An 18,216-nucleotide genomic window follows, 5' to 3' on the forward strand; every position below is an offset into this window, starting at 1 on the left:
TTATTGAGAAGATTGGTATATTTTTTCTTGAAAACCATCTAACAAGTAAACAAAGAATTTGATATTAATTCTCCATTCTCCATTCGACCTTCTCCATTCGACCTTCTCCATTCGACCTTCTCCATTCGACCTTCTCCATTCGACCTTCTCCATTCGACCTTACTTTTTACTTATTATGAAAGAGCATCCTTATCTAACCTTTACCCTCAATGATTCGGTTTATGGAATTGATACCTTTGCCGTGGAGGAAATTTTCTTTTTACCCGAATTAACTCCCATTCCCGAAGCCCCTAGAGATATTATTGGAGTGGTTAATGTTAGGGGAGACATTTTACCCGTGATGGATATTAACATTCGTTTTGGTTATCAAGGAGACGAATATCGCATTTCTGATAGTGTGATTGTGCTTAAATCTGGAGATTTGCGAGTTGGTATTATCGTTAATGAGGTACAAGACGTTCAAAATATTGAAGAAGATTCTATTAGCTCAGAGATTTCGATCGGACGTGACTCTATAATTAATCAAAGGCGTAAATTTATCGCTGGGATTGCGCGCAAAGAAGAACATATAATTGTTACCCTCGATTCTGATAATTTAATTCACTATATCGAGAAACAAAATATTGATGAAGATACCACAGAACTTGCCTTAGATAATCCTTCCGAAGATCATTTATCCTTAGAAAAAAAACGGGTATTTTGTCCTAATGCTACCTCAGAAGAAAGAAAAATTTATCGACAACGGGCAGAAAGTTTACGGCAAACCACAGAAACCGAAGAAAGAGACGGTTATAAACCCCTTGCCATTGTTGCTTTAGATGACGAATTTTTCGCCATGGATTTAAGCATCGTGAGGGAATTTACGGAAATTACTCAATTAACACCAATTCCTTGTTGTCCTCATCATATCATCGGTAATATGAATTTACGGGGTGAAATTTTAACTCTCGTGGATATTCGTAATTTACTGAATTTATCTCAAAAAGATATGGGCAGTAAATCTCAGGCGATCGTGGTTCAAGTGGATGATATAGTAGCAGGTATTAAAGTTGAAGATGTGGTAGATGTCATGTTTTTAAACCCTCAAGATATAACTTCTGTGCCTACTGCATTACACGACCTCAATAATGATTATTTACAAGGCACTGCTCCTTATAATGATAAAATGATGACCATTCTTGATCTACCGAAAATTTTACTCAGTAGTAGTTTAGCCGTAGATGAAACTGTTTAATTATAAGTCTTAACTATTTCCTACCTCCATCAGTAAACTTAGATGGGGATTAACTTATTGGTTTTTTTCTCTGCCTCTTTGCCAGAAAAAAATCATACTAATTTAATTTTGGGCATAAGAGTTGTTACAATTTCTTAATATTGAGATAAATAACTTAACATTATTAGAGGAGTAACCAATCATGCCCACAATCACTTTTATCAACGAGAATAAAGACGCAGTAGCCGCCGATGGTGCAAATTTAAGGGAAAAAGCCTTACAAAATGGAGTTGATATTTATAAACTACGGGGAAAACTGATGAATTGTGGAGGCTATGGGCAATGCGCTACTTGTGTTGTTGAAATTGTTTCAGGCTTAGAGAATTTATCACCGAAAACCAATTTTGAGGAAAAGAAATTGCGTCGTAAACCCGAAAACTATCGTTTAGCTTGTCAAACTTTAGTCAATGGAGATATAACTGTTAAGACTAAACCTGCATAATGTCATCAGAAATGAGGATTTAGGAATTAGGTATAGAGAAATGATATGATGACATAAGTTAAAGATGTTATTTAAAACATTACTCATACTTTTTAATTCTTAATTTTTAATACATGAGTGTATCTAATTCTAGTCAAAATTTATCTTTTATTAATTATATAAATCTATTTTTTCGTAAGTTAGTAAGTACGATTGCCGATTTACGTTTAGCGATTATCTTATTATTAATCATTGCTCTTTTTAGTATCAGTGGCACGGTTATTGAACAAAATCAACCCATTAATTATTATCAAGAAAACTATCCAGAAAATCCTGCTTTATTTGGTTTTTTAACATGGCAAGTACTACTTTCGATCGGACTTAATCATGTTTATACCACATGGTGGTATTTAAGCATTTTAGTTCTTTTTGGAAGTAGTTTAATTGCCTGTACTTTTAGAAGACAATTACCTGCATTAAAAGCTACTCAAATATGGAAGTTTTATGATCAACCAAGACAGTTTAATAAACTGGTTTTAAGTGCAGAAATTACCGCCGAATCTTTAGGAAAAATTAATAGTATTTTAGGAGAAAGAGGCTATAAAGTTTATCAAAATGATAACTCATTATATGCCCAAAAAGGGATTAGTGGAAGAATAGGTCCGATCATTGTCCATGTAGGCATGATTGTGATCTTATTAGGAGCAATTTGGGGTGCTTTTACGGGATTTTTTGCCCAAGAAATGATCCAAAGTGGTCAAACTTTTACCATTCAAAATTTTTTAGAAGCGGGTAAATTTACTAACTTAAATCATGCTCAATCTTTTGATGTTAAAGTGAATGATTTTTGGATAAAATACACTCCTGATGGCTCAGTAGATCAATTTTATTCTGACTTATCAGTAGTTGATAAAAAAGGAGAAGAACTCGATCGAAAAACAATTTTTGTCAATCAACCGTTAAGATATAATGGCATCACTTTTTATCAAACAAATTGGAGTATTTCAGGGGTAAAAATTCAACTCAATAATAGTCCTATTTTTCAGTTACCTATGGCAGAATTAACTAACGAAAGAAAAGGACGTATTTGGGGTACATGGATTCCGACAAAACCTGATTTAAGTGAGGGAATCTCTTTAATTACTAAAGATTTACAAGGCACAATGTTTCTCTATGATATAGATGGTAAATTAATCAGTGCCGTACGTCCAAATATGCCTGTAGAGGTTAATGGCGTGACTCTGAAAATTTTAGAATTAATTGGCTCTACTGGTTTACAAATTAAAGCTGATCCGGGTGTACCATTAGTATATCTTGGTTTTGCCCTTTTAATGATCGGTGTGGTGATGAGTTATGTCTCATTTTCTCAAGTCTGGGCATTACAAGAGAACGATCGATATTTTATCGGCGGTAAAACTAATCGAGCGTTGGTAGCTTTTGAGAAAGAAATGTATCAAATATTAGAAAAAATATGAGTAAGAATTGAAAATGAAGAATGGAGAGTTAATTATCCACATTATTAAGTTATTAAAATTATGAATATTTCCAGTATTAATGTAGAAGAATTAGCGGTTATTTTAGCAGAAGAAAACCACGATATACAATTAATTGATGTGAGGGAAGAAACAGAAGCAAACATTGCTTTTTTACCTTCTTTTAAGTTATTGCCTTTGAGTCAATATGAGCAGTGGGGGAAACAAATTAAAACGATGTTTAACCCTGATTTAGAAACTATTGTTTTATGTCATCATGGTATTCGATCGGCTAATATGTGTCAATGGTTAGTCAGTCAGGGATTTAGTCAAGTAAAAAATGTTTCTGGTGGTATCGATGCCTATGCCATTTATGTTGATTCTTCTATTCCTCGCTATTAGACATCAACCATCTTTTCGATAGAGACGTAAAATTTTACGTCTTTACAAATACTTCACTCTTGACAAATACGAGGAGGCAGAGTGACGATCGATCGTCTAAACTGAGATAAATATTGTTCTAATGCCACCATATTAGCTAAATTCAAACTATAGTAAGTCCATTTACCTTGCTGACGAGTATTAACTAAATTCGCCTCCCGTAAAGTTTTGAGGTGAAAAGATAACTTCGACTGAGGAATATCTAAAATTTCGGTAAGTTCACATACACATAACTCACGATTACTTAATAACTCCAATACCTCCATTCTCAAACTATCAGATAAAGCCTGAAATCCCTTAACAAAACTTTCTTGACTATTAATTTCTGTGAAAACCATACATAACATAAATAGACGATAAACAAAAAAGGTTCGTAGTTAATGGCTTTAGCCATTTTTCTATCATTACCTATCCTAATTACATTAACATTGAGACACCATAAGAAGCTAAAAGCCGAAGAAAATATCTACAATAGAATATAAAGTTTTGTAACAATTAAAAATTTCCATCACATCGTGAATTTTCTAAAAACCTTTCAAAGTATAGAAAAAAGTAAGTTAATCAATTTAGTCATCTTGTTTTTTTGTGCCTTATGTTTCTGGACAAGCATAACCTGTTTATTACCAGTTTTACCTGCCTATATTCAAGATATTGGCGCAACGGCGAAACAAGTAGGCTATGTTATGGGATGTTTTGCCATTGGCTTATTGTTATCGAGGGTGTGGTTAGGAAAATTAGCTGATGAAGGATTAACCAAGTTAATCCAAGGTATCAAGATAAATTCTCAGATAACTAATTTTTTGAGCCGATTTTTACGTCAATTTATCGGTAAATTAGTTGATTATCCTAGTCGTAAAATAGTAATTATTATAGGTACTTTAGTGGCAACTCTTGCACCCATGGGTTATTTATTCTTCGATTCCATTCCGCAATTGATGGTTATTCGTGCCTTTCATGGTGTCAGTATTGCCGCTTTTACCACGGGTTACAGCGCTTTAGTGGTGGATTTGTCTCCCCCCAAGCAAAGGGGAGAATTGATTGGTTATATGAGCCTTGCAGTGCCTGTGGGTATGGCTTTTGGACCTGCTGTCGGTGGTTTCTTACAGGAAGCAACTAGCTATCAAGTTTTGTTTTCTGTATCCGCATTGTGTGGCATTTTAGCATTAATTTCAGCGATACAAATTCGGGAATTTGACTCTTTGAAGAAAAAACAAAACGACATTACTAATCTAAAATATCATAAACTTGATGGAGTCAATGATCGAACTTTTAAAGAAATTATTTTTAATGCTTCCTTTCTAGTTCCCACGATTATCTTATTACTCATCGGCACTTTATTCGGTGCATTAGTAACATTTTTACCTCTTTATTTAAGAGAAACAGGTATTCAATTTAATGTCGGTTTATTTTATACTGTCGCTGCGATCGCATCTTTTATCGTCAGATTTATTTCAGGTAGTTCATCTGATAAATATGGTAGAGGAATTTTTATAACTATTAGCATCTTTTGTTATATATTGTCCATGATTTTATTAACTTTTGCCCATAGTGGCGGTATGTTATTATTATCCGCCTTATCCGAAGGCATGGGGGCGGGGATGTTAGTACCGATTATTCTAGCATTAATATCCGATCGATGTCACCCCACAGAAAGAGGAAAGGTATTTGCTATCTGTGTGAGTGGTTTTGATGTGGGAGTAGCATTAGGAGGACCTGTTTTAGGCAGTTTATTGCTAGACTTTGGTTATCGTTTTCTGTTTGGTGTGACAGTGATAATGGCAATTTTGGCGTTAATAGTTTTTATGGGTTTTTCTAATAAAAATATCTCTAATTCATGGCGTTTTGCTTTCGGTTACGCACGAGATTTATATGCGATTAAATAAGAAATGGAGATTAGACTTCAATTAACTTAACAACATTATCCTCATTATGAGCCAAATAATAAGCAAAATGTCTCGCTAAAGGCGGTACAAACACAAATGGACTGGTAAACCCCGAAAATATCGATAATCCTTCGATTTGCTCCAGTTTTCGCACCTGAAAAGCTTTTCCTTGAGTGAATGCTACCTGACAATTATGCCATGTACCTTGTAGTTGTGACAGTACAGGTAAAACTTGCTCGATCGAGCTACGAATTCTTGCCTCACTAGCTCTAGCATCGATTTTAACATCAATATTTGTAATAATTTGACTGATTTGACCTAAACAAAAACTACCGTCTAAAAATTGTATTGCCCCTGCTTCTAGCACATCTCCTTGTAGTGTATTATTCGGATGCTCCCAATTGTCAATATCCAGTTGTTTTTCTGTGTCAAGGCGTTTTGTGGTGCAAGGCATTACTAAAGTTCTCAATTTAATCTCCGAAGGAGGAGTTTTAATTAACTGAGCATGACTGAAATAAATCGGGAAATTTATCCCTAAATTCTGTAAAATTTGACGGGAAAATCCTCCAGCACAAACAATTACTTGATCAGCTAAATAACAATTATTTTTAGTAGTTACTCCTTGAATTTTATCAGCTTTTTTATCAATAGATATTACTAACTCATTTTCGATTTTTCCTCCTAGTTTTAAGAAGGCTTTTTTATAGGCTAAAATTAGTTTTTCTGGGTTAACATGACCTTGAGGAAATAGTAATGAACCTTCGATCGAGCTTTGATTAATTAAGGGTTCTAAGGCGACAGTTTCAGCGGAATCTAAAAATTTTGGTTTAATATTAAAACTTTGATAATTATTAAAAGTTTCTCTAGGATTTTGATTTTTATCGATCGTAAATAATAAATCAATTTCCCTAAACTCAGTATCTGCGTCTAATTCTTCACTCAATTGACGATGAATATTAATACCTTCATCACATAATTGATTTGTTAAATTATCCGTGCCACACCAATAGGCAATTCCACCATAACTATAAACCGTTGCATTATTAAAAATAGCATCTTTTTCTAATAACAAAACCTTAAAATTTTGCTTCACTAATTCATAGGCTAAAGCTGAACCAGTTAAGCCACCGCCCAGAATAATAATGTCAGATACTAATTTAATTTGACTCATATTAACCTATACTGTCCATGAAATTATGATCAATTATCACTATATCAGAATTACCCAAAAATTAATAGTAATAATAAAAAACTATAACCGCCAACAGCTTCCATGATATATCGCCAATTTTTCTGATAACGTCGAGAATGCCATGTGCGTAATTCTCCATTAAATCCCCTCGATTTTAACCCTAATGATATTTGTCGATAATTCTCTAATGTTTTCGTTAGTAATTGTGCGATCGCCAAACTCAAACTATAAATTCCCCTACGCCAATTAAGATAACCAAAACGGGATTTTTGAGCGGTGATTAATTCGGAAGCAGTAACAGTTAATACAAAAATAAAACGATACATCAACAATAATAAATCCGTTAACAAGGAAGGACATTTACACCGTTGTAAAACAGCGATAACTTCTCCAAAGGGTATAGTTAACAGAATGAAATACATACATGAGGTTAAACACCACGATCGAGCTAAAATTGTTAATCCTTGTGTAATACCCTGCCAACTTAGATAAATAAAAAAGTTACCTAAAGGCACTCCCCAAATCATATCTTCGGTAAAATTAGGCAAAGAAGCCCTAACACCGAGAATTAATGCGGGTAAACTGATAAACCAAAAACCGAAGGGAATCGCCAATAGTTGACTATAGACAACAAAAGGAATCCCCCCATAAACCACTATCCATAATATTAACCAAACACTTATCAAAATTTGAATAGATATAGGAGACAAATACCCTAAAATAAATAATGATAGGGCAAATATTAGTTTATGTTCTGGGGGGATCGATCGTAATTTATTCCCATAGGCTAAAGAATCAATTTGATGGTGCATTCATGATGTATTAAGTGTTAGACAATAAAAAGGGTATTAATATATAATCTACCGTGTAATTCATTATACCCCTAATAAATGGAATTATCAACATAAAATTCTTTGAATTTAACAATTTTTATTTAGCCTAGCACCCTTCAAACCTTTTATCAGAATGGGAGCAAGAATACCCTATCCTTCTTTAAGGTAGGGATGAATTGCGACCAACGAAAAGAAACGCCCGATAGGGCATCCTTAAAAAAAAAATAGTGGCGATTCACAAAAGTTGCCACTATAATGAAAAATAATATAAAATTCTGAATTAATCAGAAAAAAGATAATAATGATCGTAACTCATAAGTACAAACTTAAGCCATCGGAATCCCAAGAGAAAATAATGCTTAACTGGATTTCGATGCTTAGAAGCAATTATAACTATTGCTTGAGGCATAGGATAGAAGCCTATGAGGAGGTCAAAGTTCTACGACTAGGCGAATACTGTGACTTGAAATCGAGAGCTTCGTGCACTCCATTGACTTGCTCTGTGTTCAAAAACTCTAACTTAGGTGAACCCTTTAAAAATAATGGGAAAAAGCGAAATGCTTATGAACAGCAATCTTCAGAATTACCTAGTCTAAAGAAGTCTCATCCTTGGTACAAAACTATTCACTCTACGGTATTACAACAAAATCTTAGACGATTAGATAAGGCGTTTCAAAATTTCTTTGATGGTGGTAAAGGTTATCCTAAGTTCAAAAAACGCCATCAGTTTAAGAGTTTCAGCTATCCGCCAAATCAGGTGAAAGTAGAAGGAGACAAAATCTATCTGCCTTCTATCGGTTGGATGAGGATGCACCTATCACGTCCGTTGAAAGAAGGGTTTGAAATGAGAAGTGTTACTATCAGACAAAAAGCCGATGGTTTCTATGTGGCGATTCAGTTAGAAGATAAGACTATACCTCAAACACAACCTATTGAATTGACTCAGGTTAAAGCGGTTGTAGGGGTTGATTGTGGGGCAAGACCTCATAAATTATTGGCGTTGTCTAATGGAGAAAATATCCCTAATCCTGAATTTGAAAAACGATTAGCGAAAAGAAAAACCCTTAGACAACGTAGAGCTAGTCGCAAAAGACGTGGTTCAAATAATCAACGTCAAGCCTTTAGATCATTAGCACGATTAGATCAAAAAATAGTAAATCAACGGGAGGATTACCAGTGGAAAGTTGCTCACAAGTTAAATTGTATCGCAGACGTAATAGTAATGGAAGACTTAAACATTCAAGGGATGATCCGTAAATGTAAGCCGAAACAGGATGAAAACGGACATTTCCTGAAAAATGGTCAATCAGCCAAAAAAGCTCTAAACCGCTTAATTAGAGATTGCTCTTGGGGTGAACTTAAGAATAAAATTCGTCAGGTAGCTGAAAAGTTTGGACGAATTTTCCTAGAAGTTAATCCTCAGTATAGCTCTCAAACCTGTTCCCATTGTGGTTTTAAGGACAAAAAAAATAGACATAAGGAAAGTTTCTTATGTCTAAATTGTGGTACTCTCGCCGATGCCGATACTAATGCTAGTATTACGTTAGCTAAAAGGGGTATAGAAAAACTTGGCATTAGTTTAAATGCTCTACTGGGGGTCACTCAGGAAGTTACGGGTACATCTGAATCAACAGATGCGAGAAATCGGGATATATCAGGGGCGTTAGTTTCTGAGCCTACCAACCCTCTACAACTTTCGTTGTTTGAGTGGATGTGCGGTCCAAGTAATTGGCTGTTAGAATCCCCATCTTTTACGAAGTAAGGTGAGGTTCTTCAACATACTAAATCAGTTTATTTTGCGTAACGTTCGTTATTAATTATGTCAACCCAAGAAGTTTTATTAGGAAAATCTTTACCAGAGTTAACCGACTGGATTACACAACAAGGACAACCAGCTTATCGAGGAAAACAGCTTTATCAGTGGTTATACGAAAAAGGAGCTAATTCTTGGGAGGAAATGACAGTTTTTCCCAAAAAATGGCGAGAAACTCAAGAAAATAATGTTATAGGTCGATCGAGCATCCATCATTATAGTACAGCACCCGATGAAACTCGTAAATATCTGTTAAAGTTAGCCGATGGTTTAATTATCGAAACCGTAGGCATCCCCAGCAGTAAAAGATTAACGGTGTGTGTATCTTCTCAAGTGGGTTGCATCATGGGTTGTGATTTTTGTGCCACAGGCAAAGGCGGATTTACTCGTAACCTTAAAGCCCATGAAATTATTGATCAAATTTTGACAGTACAAAAAGATTTTGATGAAAGGGTGTCTAATGTGGTATTTATGGGTATGGGTGAACCTTTATTAAACCTCCCCGAAGTCATAAAAGCGGTAAAATCCATCAATGAAGATATAGGTATTGGGCAACGATCGATTACAATATCCACCGTAGGATTACCGCAAAAAATTCTCGAATTAGCCCAACATCAGCTACAAATAACCTTTGCAGTCAGTATTCACGCCTCAAATCAAGAAGTAAGAGAAAAACTCATCCCTAGCGCCAATCATTACCCCCTCTCACAACTATTAAAAGAATGTCGAGAATATGTCAAAATCACAGGAAGAAGAGTAACCTTTGAATATATTTTATTAGCAGAAGTTAACGATTTACCTCACCATGCCAAAGAATTAGCCCAACATTTACGAGGATTTCAAACTCATGTGAATCTTATCCCCTATAATCCTATCTCTGAAGTGGACTATCAACGCCCTTCTAAAGAAAGAATTAACGACTTTTTCAATCAATTAAAACAAGAAAATATCGCCGTCAGTGTGCGTTATTCTCGTGGTTTAGAAGCTGATGCCGCCTGTGGGCAATTACGAGCAACCATTAATTAGACTTCTGGGAAAAATTAAATTTTTAATGGCTCAAACTATTGTAGAGACGTAAAATTTTATGTCTCTACCTAAAATATACCTCAGTTCGACATAAAGAAAATGATGAAAACTAGACAGGTGGACAAGTGGACAAGTGGACAGGGAGAAAAATTCTCAATATTTGATGTACTTTTGAGAGAATTTTATTCATTCATCAGAAATACAATCTTCCTGTCTTCCTGTCTTCGGAGTCTTCCAAGTCAGCCCTCACCTATTTTTATATCGAACTCAGGTGATGTCTATTAGATACGTTCAAAAATTTAATTCTACCTATGGAAAAATTGATAAAATAACGGATAAACCCTGTAGAGTTGAATAATAATATGAGTTTTCCCTCTGAACAATCCCCAGAAGCGTTAAAAGTTGAGGTTTCTTCTTTAAGAAGTCATATTGCTGACTTAACTAAATATAAAGTGGCGATGGAAGCCCAAGAAAAATTATTTCGATCGATTTTGATGATGGGTAATGTGGCTACTGGTAAATTAATGTTACGCTCCGTTATTCTTGAGATTACCGAAGTAAGTAGGGAATTACTCAGAGCAAAAGACGCTAGTTTATTTATTCTCGATGAAAAGGGAGTGATTACAGAAAGTATTTTAGCAAGAGGTCCTACTGTAAAAGAGGAAAAAGATTACTTAATCGGAGAAATTTTAGATAAAGGGTTGGCAGGATGGGTAGCGAAATATCGTCGTATGGCTTTAGTTAAAAATACTGAAGAAGATAATCGCTGGTTGCATTTTTATCCTCAACCCTATAAAGTGGGTTCGGCTTTGTGTATTCCTTTTTTGAGAGGCAGTCGTATTTTAGGGATTTTGACTTTAACTCATCCTAAACCAAATCATTTTACTCAGGATATGGCAGATTTTATGACCATGTATTCTCCCGCTATCTCGATCGTGCTAGATTATGCCCGAATGTATCTCGCAATTAGCAATTAGCAATTAGCAATTAGCAACTCCCCAATTCCCCAACTCCCCAACTCCCAACTCCCCAACCCCCCAAATCCCCAATTCCCCCTATGATCATTTTGGGTGCAATGCAAGTTAAGATTTAAAATTGATAGAATACGGTAGAAAAAGAATTTAGATTGATTATGGTGACAACTACGAGTTCTCAAACATTCTCCTTACAAGCTAACGCTAGTAAAGTAGTCAAAGAAATTAATTGGCCCTTATTAACCTCGATCGCATTTCATGGGGTATTTTTTACCGTAGTATTTCCTCAATGGCAAGATTATAATAGTTCTAAGGCTAATAATGGGTTAGATAACACTCCCATTGTGCAATTAAATGCCATTGAACAAACTCGTTTACCTAACTTAACACCGCAGACTTCTTTTAATTGGGATAGTTTAAACACACTTCCTCAAGGGGATACGTCTTTACCTTCTATACCGTTATCGGCTTTAGATATACCTACTCCTCCCCCGATGGCAAATTTTCCCATGCCTAGTTTTGATAATAGTGTCTTTATGGATTTACCCGCCCCTCCTTCTTTACCACCAGCGGTGAGTCTTCCTCCAGTTAGCTATTCTGATAATTTTTATCTCCCGACTCCTTCTATTCCTTCTCCCACAGAATTACCTCCTCCCCCTCCTCTGAATCAGAATGCCATAGCGACACTACCTCCTGCTATTAATTTTGATACTCCAAAAGATGGTAATATCATTGATATTACGGCTGATCCTACCAATGAAAGAGCCATTACTCCTGAAGAATCTATCATTAGGCAACAAATATTTGCTAACTCAGAAATTGAAATAACGGCTAATCCTAGGGATGTGATTAATGGCAAAGTTAATTATACTCCTCAAATACGGGGAGAAAATGATCCACCTTTAGCTTTTCAACCTAATGCTAGTTTAGTGGCTAAACTTCAGAAGGAAACTCAAAATACTAGCGATGAAGATGCTCGAAAAAACTATGTTGCTTGGGCAACACAAGTACAAAACGTCACTCCTCAACAATTAACTTTAAGCGGTATCTATCCTAAAGATGCTTGTGTAGGCAAATTAGAAGGCACTGCCGCCTATGGTGTTACGGTGGATTCGGCTGGAAGTGTTGTTAATACTCAATTAATCAAAAGTTCGGGGTATCCTTTATTTAATGATCAAGCCTTGAGACAAATTAGAAGTCATGGTTTTGCTAACGACACTGGTACAAATAAACCCTATCATGTCTATGTTAACTATAATTATAATGCTCAAATCTGTCCGTCTTTGTCTATTTCTAATGTAGGTAATACTCCTCAAAATTCGATCGAACCGAATCCTCCTGCTACCTTCACCCCCCCCAAAACAGAATCCAATACTGTCATTCCTCGAAATTCGATCGAACCTAATCAACCGAATACTTCTAAACCTCCGGCTACATTCTCTATTCCCAAAACAGAATCTAATCCTCCTAAACCCGAAACAAATATTGACGTTAAACCAGTACAAGAAAAACCAGCACCCAGTGCAGTAGTAACTCCGGAAAAACCTCCCGAAATAACTCCTGTTGTGCCTCAACCAACATTACCTGAGTTGAAACCTTTAATTGAAAATAAAGCACCATCATCTCAGAAAACTTTGGAAATAGAAACATCTCCTTCTCCAGTTACCCAAGAGTAAGAATAAATCAAATTCAGTTCAATAAGACTCGATCGAGTTACCATGAAAATGAAGCATTAGAAAAAGTTGCTTTTTGTCATTTCCTGAATTTGTCTAAAACTACAGTATATAAAGGATAATTTAATCATGGATGAAATTAATGAACAAAGAAATTATCGCCGTATTCTCGCTGTTTGTCGCATTTTAGATTCTGATAGTAAATTTTTAGGTTTTACCCTTGATTTGACTCCTAAGGGGATTCAAATGATTATCAATAAAGATTTTCCTCCACAACCAAAATTTGAAATTATTTTGAGTCAGGCAAGGGAAAATGAAGTGATGGGGAATGATCTTAAAGTTAAAATACAACAAATTTGGCGATCGTCCACCAGCGAAGAATTTGATCAAATTGGAGGTAAAATTATTGAGGCTGATTCTTCCGAAGCCTTAGAAAATTTAGTGGCATATTGCGATCGAAAAGCCAAAGAAAGATACCAATTTGACCTAGAATCAAAGTCAGAATCTTAACTTCCACGGGTAAAAATACAGGACTGAACGGAGTCGAACCGTTATTTAACACTTAGGAGGTGTTTGTTCTATCCATTGAACTACAGCCCCAACTCATTTAGTCAATAAACTTATTAAGTTTTGTTACTAACTTTAGCTTATCTTATTTTTCTGATTGTTTTTCATTTTTTTGGGTAATAATATATTAAAGTCAGAACTCGTATTAACAATAAAATATAATGATGAAGGGTTACAACAAAAAATAATTAATATATAAAAAAAATATACTTCATTTTATGAACTTTGTTTATCAAGGATTTTGACTTTAAAGCAATATCTCAATTTAAGTCAAAGAGGTTGAAAATAAATGCGATGATACCAAAAAAATCCTTAAAAGATAAGTTATTCGGGGAAATTTTAGAGGAAGCAGGTTTAATACTACCCGGACAAATTCAGGTAGCTTTAATGGAGCAAACTATTTATACTGATCTGAAATTAGGAGAAATTTTAGTTCTTCATAATTGGATTCAACAACAAACTGCGGACTTTTTTGGAGAAAAAATAAAGATAATAATTCAAGAAACTAAAAAAAGAAAGTTAGGATATTATTTATCTGAGGCTGGTTTATTGGGCGAAAATCAGATAAAGGCAATTATTGAAGAACAGAAAAAATTAGGGGTGAAATTTGGCGCTTTAGCAGTATTAAAAGGTTGTATTAAACAGGATACTCTCACTTTTTTCTTAGATAACTTTGTGCCTGATAATGGGAAAACTACGGATTTTCAATATTTAGATAAAACTACTATTAATTCTAAAAGAGAAACTAAGAAGCAACAACAACAAGAGATCGATCGAAATATTATTTTATCCGATACTGAAATCATTACCTCTTCTAAAACTACTGTACATAATTATGAAGAATTATTACAGGAGGGGTTAGATGATATTCCTTGGGTTAACTAGAATTATTATAAAATCAATAATGATAAATCAATAACGATTTCATGGACAACAACAATCAAAATGACACTGATTTGGAAAGTTTCTTTAACTTGGCGTTGGATTTACTTTGTATTGCTGATTTGAAAGGACATTTTCTGAAAGTTAGTAAAGCATGGGAAACTATTTTAGGTTATTCTGTAACAGAACTAGAAGGTCATTATTTTCTTGATTTAGTTCATCCTGACGATGTAGAGAAAACGTTACAAGTTATGGCTCAATTAGCCAATCATCAGAAAATACTATATTTTGAAAATCGTTATCTTTGTCGTGATGGTACTTATCGTTATATTGAATGGCGATCGAACTATTACAATAACCTAATTTATGCAGTGGCAAGGGATATTACGGAAAGAAAAAAAATCGACGCAGAATTATTAAAAATAACTTCCTTACTTAACAATGCCCAAAAAATAGCCAATATGGGCGGATGGGAATTAGACTTAGCCACAGGGAAAACTTTTTGGAGTGACGAAGTTTATAGTATTCATGAAGTTGATAAAGATTTTGACCATAATAAAATTAACGGCATTGAATTTTATCATCCCGAAGATCAACATCTGATTATTAATGCTTTAAATAGTACCCAAAAAGAAAAAAAATCTTTTGATGTCACCTGTCGCTTTATTACCGCTAAAAATAATCTTCGTTGGGTGAGAGTGTCTGGTTATCCTCTCATGGAAAATGGGGAGTTAGTGCGAATAATTGGTATGTTTCAGGATATTACGATACACAAAGAAAGAGAAGAAGTTATTAAAAAAGAACAAAATTTTTCCAGTGGGATTATCCAAAATCTGGGAGATGGTTTTTCGATCGTGAATGTCGATGGCAGACAAATAGAAGTTAATCAAGCCTTCTGTGAAATGACAGGGTTTACTAAACAAGAATTGTTAAACCAATTTCCACCTTATATTTATTGGCCTCCAGAAGAATACGATAATATCAATCTTGCTTTTCAACAAGCATTATCTAGTGAATTACAACATAATGATTTTGAATTAATTTTTCAGAGAAAAAATGGCGATCGATTTCCTGTAATTGTTAGTAGTTCAAGGATTGAAGATGAACAAGGAAATATAATCATTTTTTTCGCTACCATCAAAGACATCACAGAAAGAAAACAAAGAGAGATTGAACTAAAAGAAACCAAAAATCAATTACAAAATGTAATCGCATCTTTAACAGAAGTACTTTGGTCAATTAGTGTACCAGAGTTTAAAGTTATCTATATTAGTCCTAGTGTTGAGAAAATTTACGGTATTTCCCATGAAGAATGGATGAAAGATTACTCTAATTGGTATCGAGTTATTCACCCTGAAGATCAAGATATTATAAGTGTTATCTGGAAAAGTATGGAGGAAAAAGGCTTTTCTGAAACAGAATACCGCATTATTACTCCTCAAGGTAAAGTCAAATGGATTTCTAGTAAAGCTAGATATGTATTTAATCAAGAAGGTGAAAGGATTAGAATTGATGGTATCGCCACGGATATTACTGAAAATCAACTAACAAAAATTGCCTTAGCCCAAAGTGAAGCTCAACTCAAAAATATGATTGAGAATTTACCCGGGGTGGCTTATCAGTGTCTTAATGATGAGGAATATACCACTATATTTATTAGTGATGAAATTGAAAGGTTAACGGGATATAAAACTCAAGATTTCATCGATAATAATATTAGTTTACAACGAATTATACGAAAAGATTATCAAGAGACTATTCGAGAGAATGTGAATGAATGTTTACAGGAAAAAAGAAATTTTGAAATTCAATATCCCATGATTACCGTTAATCATGAAACAATTTGGGTATATGAAAAAGGTAAGGGGATTTTCGATCGAGAGGGTAATTTAAAATATATAGAAGGGTTAATATTTGACATCACCAACCAAAAAAATACTGAGACACAATTACAAAAAATTAACGAAGAATTAGTCAGAAAAGAGAAAATGTTACGCGCTATTTCTCAAGCTACTAAAGAATTATTATCTAACAAAGATGTCGATCGAGCCATTGCCTATGCTTTAGCCACCATCGGGGAAGCCATAGAAATAGATCAAGCCTACTATTTAAGTATTAAATATGAAAAACCAGAAATTCTCTTTAGTAATGAATATGAATGGTATCGAGACGGCAGAAAACCACAAATAAAGAATCCTAAATTACAAAATATTCCCGTGTCAGTTTTTCCCGAAGCCGCAAAAATCATGATGGAAGGTAAACCTTTTCAACGTCTGACAAAAAACATTGCCGATGATGTACCGTTTAAACAAGTATTATTAGAAGAAAATATCAAATCATTTATTTATATCCCCATTTTTTGTAATAATTTAGTTCAAGGAGAAATAGGTTTTGATGACTGTCATCAAGAAAGAATTTGGACAGAAGGAGAAATAGGTTTATTATCTAGTTTTGCTGATAGTATTTCTAGCGCCATGGAAAGAAAAAACCTTGAAGAAAATCTCCTCCTCGCAAAACGTCAAGCCGAATCAGCAAATCGAGCCAAATCAGAATTTTTAGCGAATATGAGTCATGAAATTCGCACCCCTCTCAATGGTGTTATTGGTTTTTCCGATCTTTTATTACAAACAAATGTAGATGATACCCAGAGACAATATTTAAAATTAGTTCATCAATCAGGTAATATTCTTCAGGATTTAATCAACGATATACTAGATTTTTCTAAAATTGAAGCAGGAAAACTAGAGTTAGTCATCGAAAAACATGATTTATGGGAAATTTGTAATCAAGTCATCGATGTTATTCGTTTTAAAATTCAAGATAAATCTATTAAATTACTTCTCAATATTCCTCCGAATTTACCCCGTTTTGCATGGCTAGATGATTTAAGGTTAAAGCAAGTATTAATTAATCTTTTAAGTAACTCTGGTAAATTTACTAACACAGGAAAAATTGAGTTATCAATTAAAATTCTTCATCAAAAAGATACTATTTATACCCTCGAATTTTCTGTGAGGGATACAGGTATTGGCATTTCTCCCGAAAAACAAAAAACTATTTTTTCGGCTTTCTCTCAGGAAGATGAATCGACAACTCGTAAATATGGTGGCACTGGTTTAGGTTTAACTATCTCGAATAAATTGGTAAATTTGATGGGTAGTCAGTTGCAGTTAGAGAGTATTCAAGGAAAAGGTAGTTATTTTTTCTTTGTTTTAGAATTACCTATGACTACAAAAGGTTCGATCGAGCCTCCCCAATCTATAGAGAATGTGATTTCTCCTCCTTCCGAAAACAAAATTATTAATGATTATTCTGCCTATAAAATTTTGATAGTAGAAGATAATCGAGTTAACATCACTTTAGCAACGGTAATGATTAATAAACTGTTACCTCAAATTACCATTATTCAAGCAAAAAATGGTCAGGAAGCCATCGAAAAATATCAACAATTTAATCCAGACATTATTTTAATGGATATACAAATGCCCGTTATGAGTGGTTATGAAGCCACCGAAAAAATTAGGGAAATCAATAAAAATATCCCCATTATCGCCTTAACGGCTTGTACAGTAAAAGGTGAAAAAGAAAAATGTTTAGAATTAGGAATGACTGATTACTTACATAAACCTATCAATTCTGAAGAATTTTCTCGTATCATCAGTCAATACTTTGAGAATTAGGGATTAAACAACACATTAGACATCTCCAAAAATCATGGTTTTTGATCCCCCTAAATCCCCCTTAATAAGGGGGACTTTCTGTCATA

At 34.3% G+C, this 18,216-nt stretch carries 15 protein-coding genes and 1 tRNA gene; 12 read left to right on the top strand and 4 right to left on the bottom strand.

From position 1 onward, the window contains the following. Window positions 1-175: 175 nt before the first annotated feature. From SYN6308_RS07095 to SYN6308_RS07110, 4 genes are all read left to right on the top strand, one after another. The gene (locus SYN6308_RS07095) at window positions 176-1,234 is read left to right on the top strand and encodes a chemotaxis protein CheW (protein WP_017293743.1); all 1,059 of its coding nucleotides are present in this window, start codon (window positions 176-178) and stop codon (window positions 1,232-1,234) included. A gap of 181 nt (window positions 1,235-1,415) precedes the next feature. After that, window positions 1,416-1,715, top strand: coding sequence for a 2Fe-2S iron-sulfur cluster-binding protein (locus SYN6308_RS07100; protein ID WP_017293744.1), 300 nt, complete (start codon window positions 1,416-1,418; stop codon window positions 1,713-1,715). 113 nt (window positions 1,716-1,828) lie between these two features. After that, window positions 1,829-3,169: a cytochrome c biogenesis protein gene (locus SYN6308_RS07105; protein WP_017293745.1), complete on the top strand. Its 1,341-nt coding sequence runs from the start codon at window positions 1,829-1,831 to the stop codon at window positions 3,167-3,169. A gap of 60 nt (window positions 3,170-3,229) precedes the next feature. Next, on the top strand, window positions 3,230-3,568 hold the full coding sequence (locus tag SYN6308_RS07110) for a rhodanese-like domain-containing protein (RefSeq protein ID WP_017293746.1): 339 nt from the start codon (window positions 3,230-3,232) through the stop codon (window positions 3,566-3,568). 53 nt (window positions 3,569-3,621) lie between these two features. On the opposite strand, the gene SYN6308_RS07115 is transcribed toward SYN6308_RS07110, so the two are convergent. After that, window positions 3,622-3,954 carry an ArsR/SmtB family transcription factor gene (locus tag SYN6308_RS07115; RefSeq protein WP_017293747.1) on the bottom strand — a complete coding sequence of 111 codons (333 nt, stop codon included), beginning with the start codon at window positions 3,952-3,954 and terminating at the stop codon, window positions 3,622-3,624. A 168-nt stretch (window positions 3,955-4,122) separates the two neighbouring features. Here SYN6308_RS07115 and SYN6308_RS07120 point away from each other — a divergent pair, with 168 nt between their 5' ends. Next, on the top strand, window positions 4,123-5,490 hold the full coding sequence (locus SYN6308_RS07120; RefSeq protein WP_017293748.1) for an MFS transporter: 1,368 nt from the start codon (window positions 4,123-4,125) through the stop codon (window positions 5,488-5,490). A 10-nt stretch (window positions 5,491-5,500) separates the two neighbouring features. Here SYN6308_RS07120 and SYN6308_RS07125 read toward each other — a convergent pair whose 3' ends face one another. Then, on the bottom strand, window positions 5,501-6,661 hold the full coding sequence (locus SYN6308_RS07125; protein WP_017293749.1) for an NAD(P)/FAD-dependent oxidoreductase: 1,161 nt from the start codon (window positions 6,659-6,661) through the stop codon (window positions 5,501-5,503). A gap of 50 nt (window positions 6,662-6,711) precedes the next feature. Continuing rightward, window positions 6,712-7,494, bottom strand: coding sequence for a cobalt ECF transporter T component CbiQ (cbiQ, locus tag SYN6308_RS07130; RefSeq protein WP_017293750.1), 783 nt, complete (start codon window positions 7,492-7,494; stop codon window positions 6,712-6,714). Between the two features lie 322 nt (window positions 7,495-7,816). Here cbiQ and SYN6308_RS07135 point away from each other — a divergent pair, with 322 nt between their 5' ends. The 5 genes from SYN6308_RS07135 to SYN6308_RS07155 all read left to right on the top strand — a co-directional run bounded on the left by SYN6308_RS07135 (window position 7,817) and on the right by SYN6308_RS07155 (window position 13,511). After that, window positions 7,817-9,277 carry an RNA-guided endonuclease InsQ/TnpB family protein gene (locus tag SYN6308_RS07135; protein WP_017293751.1) on the top strand — a complete coding sequence of 487 codons (1,461 nt, stop codon included), beginning with the start codon at window positions 7,817-7,819 and terminating at the stop codon, window positions 9,275-9,277. A gap of 57 nt (window positions 9,278-9,334) precedes the next feature. Beyond that, a complete protein-coding gene (gene rlmN, locus SYN6308_RS07140; RefSeq protein WP_017293752.1) occupies window positions 9,335-10,354 on the top strand; it encodes a 23S rRNA (adenine(2503)-C(2))-methyltransferase RlmN in 1,020 nt (339 codons plus the stop codon). Window positions 10,355-10,716: 362 nt separating this feature from the next. After that, a complete protein-coding gene (locus tag SYN6308_RS07145; RefSeq protein WP_017293753.1) occupies window positions 10,717-11,331 on the top strand; it encodes a GAF domain-containing protein in 615 nt (204 codons plus the stop codon). A gap of 155 nt (window positions 11,332-11,486) precedes the next feature. After that, a complete protein-coding gene (locus tag SYN6308_RS07150) occupies window positions 11,487-13,004 on the top strand; it encodes a TonB family protein (RefSeq protein ID WP_017293754.1) in 1,518 nt (505 codons plus the stop codon). A gap of 126 nt (window positions 13,005-13,130) precedes the next feature. After that, entirely contained in the window at window positions 13,131-13,511 is a 381-nt protein-coding gene (locus tag SYN6308_RS07155; protein ID WP_017293755.1) for a hypothetical protein, read from the top strand. Window positions 13,512-13,529: 18 nt separating this feature from the next. Here SYN6308_RS07155 and SYN6308_RS07160 read toward each other — a convergent pair. After that, window positions 13,530-13,601 (bottom strand) — tRNA-Arg (locus tag SYN6308_RS07160). A 261-nt stretch (window positions 13,602-13,862) separates the two neighbouring features. Between SYN6308_RS07160 and SYN6308_RS22015 the strand changes: the two genes are divergently transcribed. Continuing rightward, window positions 13,863-14,453 carry a hypothetical protein gene (locus SYN6308_RS22015; protein WP_017293756.1) on the top strand — a complete coding sequence of 197 codons (591 nt, stop codon included), beginning with the start codon at window positions 13,863-13,865 and terminating at the stop codon, window positions 14,451-14,453. Window positions 14,454-14,494: 41 nt separating this feature from the next. After that, window positions 14,495-18,130, top strand: a complete 3,636-nt coding sequence (locus SYN6308_RS23315) for a PAS domain S-box protein (RefSeq protein WP_017293757.1) — start codon at window positions 14,495-14,497, stop codon at window positions 18,128-18,130. Window positions 18,131-18,216 lie beyond the last annotated feature (86 nt).

Origin of the sequence: Geminocystis herdmanii PCC 6308, from assembly GCF_000332235.1 — a bacterium.
In the GTDB taxonomy this organism is placed as follows: Bacteria; Cyanobacteriota; Cyanobacteriia; order Cyanobacteriales; family Cyanobacteriaceae; genus Geminocystis; species Geminocystis herdmanii.

Coding starts and splice junctions, on each gene's coding strand:
- SYN6308_RS07095 (WP_017293743.1), top strand. CDS start 176: ATGAAAGAGCATCCTTATCTAACCTTTACCCTCAATGATTCGGTTTAT.
- SYN6308_RS07100 (WP_017293744.1), top strand. CDS start 1,416: ATGCCCACAATCACTTTTATCAACGAGAATAAAGACGCAGTAGCCGCC.
- SYN6308_RS07105 (WP_017293745.1), top strand. CDS start 1,829: ATGAGTGTATCTAATTCTAGTCAAAATTTATCTTTTATTAATTATATA.
- SYN6308_RS07110 (WP_017293746.1), top strand. CDS start 3,230: ATGAATATTTCCAGTATTAATGTAGAAGAATTAGCGGTTATTTTAGCA.
- SYN6308_RS07115 (WP_017293747.1), bottom strand. CDS start 3,954: ATGTTATGTATGGTTTTCACAGAAATTAATAGTCAAGAAAGTTTTGTT.
- SYN6308_RS07125 (WP_017293749.1), bottom strand. CDS start 6,661: ATGAGTCAAATTAAATTAGTATCTGACATTATTATTCTGGGCGGTGGC.
- cbiQ (WP_017293750.1), bottom strand. CDS start 7,494: ATGCACCATCAAATTGATTCTTTAGCCTATGGGAATAAATTACGATCG.
- SYN6308_RS07135 (WP_017293751.1), top strand. CDS start 7,817: ATGATCGTAACTCATAAGTACAAACTTAAGCCATCGGAATCCCAAGAG.
- rlmN (WP_017293752.1), top strand. CDS start 9,335: ATGTCAACCCAAGAAGTTTTATTAGGAAAATCTTTACCAGAGTTAACC.
- SYN6308_RS07145 (WP_017293753.1), top strand. CDS start 10,717: ATGAGTTTTCCCTCTGAACAATCCCCAGAAGCGTTAAAAGTTGAGGTT.
- SYN6308_RS07150 (WP_017293754.1), top strand. CDS start 11,487: ATGGTGACAACTACGAGTTCTCAAACATTCTCCTTACAAGCTAACGCT.
- SYN6308_RS07155 (WP_017293755.1), top strand. CDS start 13,131: ATGGATGAAATTAATGAACAAAGAAATTATCGCCGTATTCTCGCTGTT.
- SYN6308_RS22015 (WP_017293756.1), top strand. CDS start 13,863: ATGATACCAAAAAAATCCTTAAAAGATAAGTTATTCGGGGAAATTTTA.
- SYN6308_RS23315 (WP_017293757.1), top strand. CDS start 14,495: ATGGACAACAACAATCAAAATGACACTGATTTGGAAAGTTTCTTTAAC.